This is a genomic window from Holospora curviuscula (assembly GCF_002930195.1).
Classification (GTDB): domain Bacteria; phylum Pseudomonadota; class Alphaproteobacteria; order Holosporales; family Holosporaceae; genus Holospora; species Holospora curviuscula.
Map to the genome: position 1 here is coordinate 44782 of NZ_PHHC01000078.1, position 5881 is coordinate 50662.

Genomic DNA, 5881 nt, shown 5'->3' on the forward strand with positions numbered 1-5881 from the left:
AAAAGTTTCCCTAAATCTCTCGCCAGGGCACCATTTGGGGTAACGTTGAATAATTATTTCTACCGCAGTCTATTCCATTATCGCAGGAATTTCCGGTGTTTTTCAGAATTGGAGGAACAAATGATGCAGTATACACCGATAGTACAGGCTCTCCTGATCGTCTTGATGCTTTGGTGTGGGGATTACATGTGCTTTTTTTCTCTCACACACAGAATATCTAGCGCCCTCAGGTGTGGGTGATTTAGATCAGTACTTTCTGTACACTGTAAGGCAGGGTTCAACGGAGAGTTTTTCATCTCCTCCCCCTTTCAGGTGTTCTAGAGAAAGTTTTCCCGTCTATAATTAAAATTTAATATTTATAGTTTAAAATATCTTTGTAACTTCTATAAAATATAAATCATGAAAAAAGTAAATTATTTGTTATTCTTATTGTTAACGTCGGTATCCATAACGGGACACGCTAACAATCCTCCAGACATTAGCAAGCTACAAGAGTTTTATAGGATTTTGGAAGATATCTGTGAAAAAGAACCGGCGTATAAAACGTTACTTTCCGAAAGAAAAAAGAAGCTGGAAGAAAAAAATTATAATTATCCTTTTGATCCCTCTCTAGGACCTGCGTGTTATTACGTTTTTGAATGGGCAAAATATGACTTAGCAGATCTAGAGAACGTGCTTTCAGAAAACAATCTTACTCCAAAATACAAAACAGACCTATTGAATTTTCTAAGAGAATTACAGAAAGATAAAGATTTTGCTTGTATCGCGCAATATCCTCCAGCAAAAAATAAAGACTTCTCATTCAGCAAACTAAACAGTACAGATAAAGCCAATGTGCAATTTATTTTACAGAAATGTTGCTCTGAACCAAAGAGAGCTGATACGTTTTTTAGTAGCCTGAGACATATCTACAATCAGCAAACAATCAGGTGTCAGTATAAAAAAGTTTTAAAGCCCCTAGAAAAAGCCTTGAACAAGAATTCTAAGAACTCAAGCAAGAACTTTTCTTCCAAGGAGAGAAAAATTTTTCGTGAGGTATTACTACTAGCACAAAAGGATCCAGAAGAGATAGCAACAAGACTTAAGGAACTTAACTATGATCAAAAACAGCAAGATGAATTAATAAAATTTTTCAATAAAATGAAAGAAAGTAAATATAATGACTGTGTAATTCAAACACTAAAACTCGCAGAAAAAATAGAACAACAAATGTTACAATAACTAACATACGATCATTGGCTTAAGCAGAGAATTGTCTTATCCTCAATAAAGTCTATCAATGATTCGAGCGAAATGCGCTCTAGGCGGCTTTCTATAGTAAGGCGCTTTGGTATACCCTAATACCTAAAGGGTCTGATAGTAAGCCTTCTACTATAGTTGAAGAGCCTGAGAGTAACTCAAAAAGTTCCGTGCTCAAAAGTATAAAAGAAAAACTTTAAAAAAACTGAAATTTTTTTGGAAAAAAGAAAAAAGTAGCGAATTTAAAAAAGTTTCCCTAAATCTCTTGCCAGAGCATCATTTGGGGTAACGTTGAATTATTTCTATCGCTGTCTATGCCATTATCGCAGAAATTCTTGGTGCTTTCCCGCACTGGAGGAACAAGTGATGCGGTATATACCGATAGTACAGGCTCTTCTGATCGTCTTGATGCCTTGGTGTGGGAGATTACATGTGCTTTTTTCTCTCACACACAGAACATCCAGCGCCCTCAGGTGTGGATGATTTAGATCAGTACCTTCTGTACACTGTAAGGCAGGGTTCAACGGAGAGTTTTTCATCCCCTCCCCCTTCCAGGTGTTTTTCTATACTAGAGAAAGTTTTCCCGTCTATACTTAAAATTTAATATTTATAATTTACACTATTTTTACAATTTAAAAAATAAATCACACGTGAAAAAAAATAAATTATTTCTTATTTCTATTGTTAATATCGGTATTCATAACGGAACATGCTGAAAATCCTCCAGACATTACTGAATTTAAAAAATATTACACCCTTTTAAAAAATCTTTGTGAAGACCAAGAAATTTCCATAAAATCTAGTGACGATGTGTCCCTAGGCATGAAAGAAACAATACTTCAGAAGAAGTAGGAAAAACAGAACCTTCCGGAGTTAGAATATGTTAAACTGATTATAAAATGTGCAAAATATGATTTACCAGATGTAAAAAAAAAATTTCAACAAAATAATTTTCCTGAAAACCATACAACAAAGTTATGCACTACTTTAAAAACACTAACAAATAGAAAAAACTTTCCTTGTCTCTTAAAATTGACCCGAACAATGATTCCTCACTACCAAGACCTAGAAGACTCGTCCTCTCAAAACAAGTCAGAGATTTTAGACAAATTTTCCTGGGTTTATTCCACTAAACGAAAACAATTCTATGATGGTTTCCATATTTTGCAAAATTTCTGCGATGACTGTGCATCTATTTGTAAGCACAACACTAAAAAGGCTGGACCAATACTCCAGAAAATTAGAAAAAAAATAGATTCAATACCCTTAAAGCAGAAAGAAACTTATTCTGAGATATTAGTATTAGTACAACAATATCAAAAAAATATAGAAAAAATAATTAAGAAAAAAAATACACTCAACACAAGATAAAAAAATTAAAAATAAGGATTGTATAATGCAAGAAGTACAAAAGCATTTACCTGCGAAGAATCTGCTCTTATCTTCACCAGACTCTAGAGGAAAGCTCTATACGTCTAAGAGTATATTGAGAAAAGCTTCAGCAAAACTAAGAAAAATATTTAGAATAAAGGAAAAACAGTAGGAAATAATAGTATCAGAGATTTTATTCAAGAATTACTTTATCTTAGGTACCCTCCATACATGGCTTGTTCTGGGGGGGGCCAATAAAAGTAAACGTATTTAGGCACACCCCATTACAGCGTTGTATGATCAAAAATGGATTTATCATACTCAGTTTCTGCTCGCGCTGGAAGAATAAATGATGGTATTATACTCTAAGAATTCTGATTCAACAGAGAGTCTGAGAAAAAATAAAAGACTCCTCAAGACAACTCAATCATCTCTAGGCTCTGCAACGAGACATTTTATTGTGCGCTTAAAGCGTAACCAATCAGGCACATTATCTTTGGTGGAGTGGCTTAAAATTTTAGGGTGGCCCAATGAAAAGAGCAAGGTACTTTAACGCTTCCACAAAATAGAGGAACACGTATCAAAAAAAATATTTTTCTAAAATGTTAAAGGCTATATAAAAAAAATAATGAAAACTTTTTGCTCCGTTAATCATTTCTCGTAAAATATTTTAACTACACGATCTAAACTATCAGGGTGCTCTTGTATGTACGACATAAAAAATGTATTATAAAAATGGCTTTAGGTAGACATCTTTTTGAAATTAACTGACCAGGTCTGAAAAGAAGCAATCACTTTTAAAAATGTTGGGTTACCTATAAGCCAACCCAAAACTGAAACTTTATTGTCAAAAATAAGTGACTTTTTGCTTCCTTTTTTTGGGTCTCTAAACTCAGAAAACCACAGTGTAGGGAGTATAAATTTCAGAAATACTTCTTAAAACTTTTTTAATTAAACTAACTACCTTATAATCCTTCTGTTAAAGGGGGTTCTGTAAGGTCCGGAAGTATTTTAGATATTTCTTTGAAATTTTTTTTTGCATCATTCTAACTTACGTTCAATACATTTTTACTTAGGTTTTTTTGGATATAGGACCAGGGTTAGTCCTCTTAGTTACACCCTTGCAAACCATATACTTTTGATTGATGCGTCTCGAAATTGCTTAAACGTGGGGGGGCGCTTTTGGACACACCGAGAAACATTTATTTTTCTAAAACTAGTTTCAAATATAAAAACATTTCTGAGCTTGATAGAATCATATGATATTCTTCCTCAAACTCTTTGTTATTTTCTTGTTCAAAATTTTCCCGTACCATTCAGACACATTGGTCTAATACTCTGGTTGCTTAAAGATATTATGATCGTCTATTCTGTTTATGTCTAGAACAAACTCGTTACTACTCTTGCTGATACCGTTGTTGTCAAAATTAATGGAAAAAATTTTCGAAGTGCGTGAGTAAATACTTCTTCGAGTCTCTTTCTTCATGTTTTGAAAGCTTTCTTTTCAGGTAGATTTACATAATTCGCTAAAGTTTCTATTAAAAAGGTTTAGCAGTATTTTAGATATTTTCCTGAAGAGTTTTTGCTTGGTACTCACTCACGTTGGATATGAATTTATTCAGTGTGTCTTTTGGCTGTACTCCCGAATTTAGATCCCTCAGACGTATACGGGGGGTTCACACGAGATTGCGGCTGTACTGTTTGAAAATTACCTTTTACGTGAGGCTGCAGTGTTTGAACGTGAACTTCAAGTTGTTTAACACATTGACTAATATCTTTCTTAAACTGCCCAAATATCTCAAGACGTTTCTGAGCTTGATAATATCTTTGAATTTTCTGCCCAAGGTCTCTTTGCTCTTCTCGTTCCACAATTTGATTAATCCACTGAGAGATATCATCACTAGCTTCTTGCTTAGAAAGATCTTTTTCCTCCTCATCTTGCTGATTCATGAAGTAAATCCGTTCATTCTGTTGGTCAGAGCGTTGTTGGGAAAACTGATCAACAAATCTTTTAAGAAGTTGCGCAAGTACTTCCTCGAGTTTTTTATCAGGATGAGATAAGTACCGTTTCTCTTGTCCAGCCTGCTCAAACTGAGGAAGAAGTTCGAAATTTGTAATAGGGGGCTCTTGTTTCTCTTGATCGTTCAATTCAGGAAGGCCTTCTTGAAAATTGGTAATAGGGGGGTCTTGTTTCTCTTGATCGTTCAATTCAGGAAGGCTTTCTTGAAAATTGGAAGATTTTTTAGCATCAATATTGGACTGTTTTAGCTCATTTTTTGAATTCTCACCACTCTTATTATTCAGAACTTTTTTATCTTTTTTACTTTCAGAGACAATGCTCTTATTACTTCCCGCCGCCTGAATATTCCTTTCCAAAACAAAGATTGTAGAAATACATAAAACAAGAGAATCTATAATGGTTAAATTTTTTTTCATATATTCAGTACCATTTTTATTTAACATTTTGATATCATAAGTCTATCAAAAAAAAATTAGACGTCAATACTTCAATACTTTTTTTCTATTGACTAGAAAAATACGGTAATGGTGTCACGAGTCTTAGAAGAGGATCCTTTTTTTACCCAAGTTTCTGGGGTTATCAAGTTACTGATCTAGAACTTTATTCTCTAGAGTGTAACGTAATACTATTTCCGTAGTATGTAGACAACTAACTATGAATCGTTATAAAGAATCGCGCGTCAATTGAACAATGTTTAGAACCTCTGATCTGTTTAGCGTGAGCCCATTTTTCTCAATAGGATTAAGGTCAGGAGAATAAGGCGGTAGCTAAAGTAAAGTATGACCAGCATTTTTAATCATTTTCTGCATAGCCTTCCCTTTATGAAAAAGTAGTATTATCCAGGATAACACCAGGGTTTCTGGGATATTGGTGAGTACCATTTCTTCTACCCAACAAGTCAATACCTCTACAGAACCCGTACGCAATCTAACTTCTCTTAAAGTAGGGCCCATTAAAGCGCCTCTAACCTGTTTTCTACACATTTGTTCTATTTTTTGCACTCCTATTCTGTTTTCTGTAACAACGCTGTCCTTTTACAGAATTCCCGTAATTTTTAGGAAATATATAGCCAAATAACGATAGAACAATTATAATAGAATAAAATAAGAGAGAATATTTAAAGATTCCGTATTTATTATCGTAAAGATTTAGGAATTAAGACGAAAGAAGGATTGAGCTATGAAGAATCGGGTAGACGTTTTGGAATGGGTCAGCAGACGATAGAGGGAATGCGCCTTTAGAACTAAAAAT

6 protein-coding genes are annotated in these 5881 nt (G+C 34.1%); 4 read left to right on the forward strand and 2 right to left on the reverse strand.

Annotated features, from left to right (window positions below; translation table 11 throughout):
• Positions 1-95 precede the first annotated feature (95 nt).
• The 4 genes from HCUR_RS09790 to HCUR_RS09015 all read left to right on the forward strand — a co-directional run bounded on the left by HCUR_RS09790 (position 96) and on the right by HCUR_RS09015 (position 2610).
• Positions 96-221: a hypothetical protein gene (locus HCUR_RS09790; RefSeq protein ID WP_279337472.1), complete on the forward strand. Its 126-nt coding sequence runs from the start codon at positions 96-98 to the stop codon at positions 219-221.
• Positions 222-507: 286 nt separating this feature from the next.
• Positions 508-1221: a hypothetical protein gene (locus HCUR_RS01995; protein ID WP_207760865.1), complete on the forward strand. Its 714-nt coding sequence runs from the start codon at positions 508-510 to the stop codon at positions 1219-1221.
• A 332-nt stretch (positions 1222-1553) separates the two neighbouring features.
• Positions 1554-1727 carry a hypothetical protein gene (locus HCUR_RS08280; protein WP_165780644.1) on the forward strand — a complete coding sequence of 58 codons (174 nt, stop codon included), beginning with the start codon at positions 1554-1556 and terminating at the stop codon, positions 1725-1727.
• A 544-nt stretch (positions 1728-2271) separates the two neighbouring features.
• A complete protein-coding gene (locus HCUR_RS09015) occupies positions 2272-2610 on the forward strand; it encodes a hypothetical protein (protein WP_207760866.1) in 339 nt (112 codons plus the stop codon).
• 1614 nt (positions 2611-4224) lie between these two features.
• Here the strand turns inward: HCUR_RS09015 and HCUR_RS02005 are convergent.
• Together HCUR_RS02005 and HCUR_RS02010 are read right to left on the reverse strand one after the other, a co-directional pair.
• Positions 4225-5046: a hypothetical protein gene (locus HCUR_RS02005; RefSeq protein ID WP_104206515.1), complete on the reverse strand. Its 822-nt coding sequence runs from the start codon at positions 5044-5046 to the stop codon at positions 4225-4227.
• Between the two features lie 351 nt (positions 5047-5397).
• Positions 5398-5583 (reverse strand): hypothetical protein, encoded by a 186-nt coding sequence (locus tag HCUR_RS02010; RefSeq protein ID WP_129591842.1) that lies wholly within the window; start codon positions 5581-5583, stop codon positions 5398-5400.
• Positions 5584-5881: the final 298 nt, after the last annotated feature.

What these genes read in the sequence shown, in the direction of transcription:
- HCUR_RS08280 (WP_165780644.1), top strand. Translation starts at nt 1,554, where the DNA reads ATGCCATTATCGCAGAAATTCTTGGTGCTTTCCCGCACTGGAGGAACA.
- HCUR_RS02005 (WP_104206515.1), bottom strand. Translation starts at nt 5,046, where the DNA reads ATGAAAAAAAATTTAACCATTATAGATTCTCTTGTTTTATGTATTTCT.
- HCUR_RS02010 (WP_129591842.1), bottom strand. Translation starts at nt 5,583, where the DNA reads ATGGGCCCTACTTTAAGAGAAGTTAGATTGCGTACGGGTTCTGTAGAG.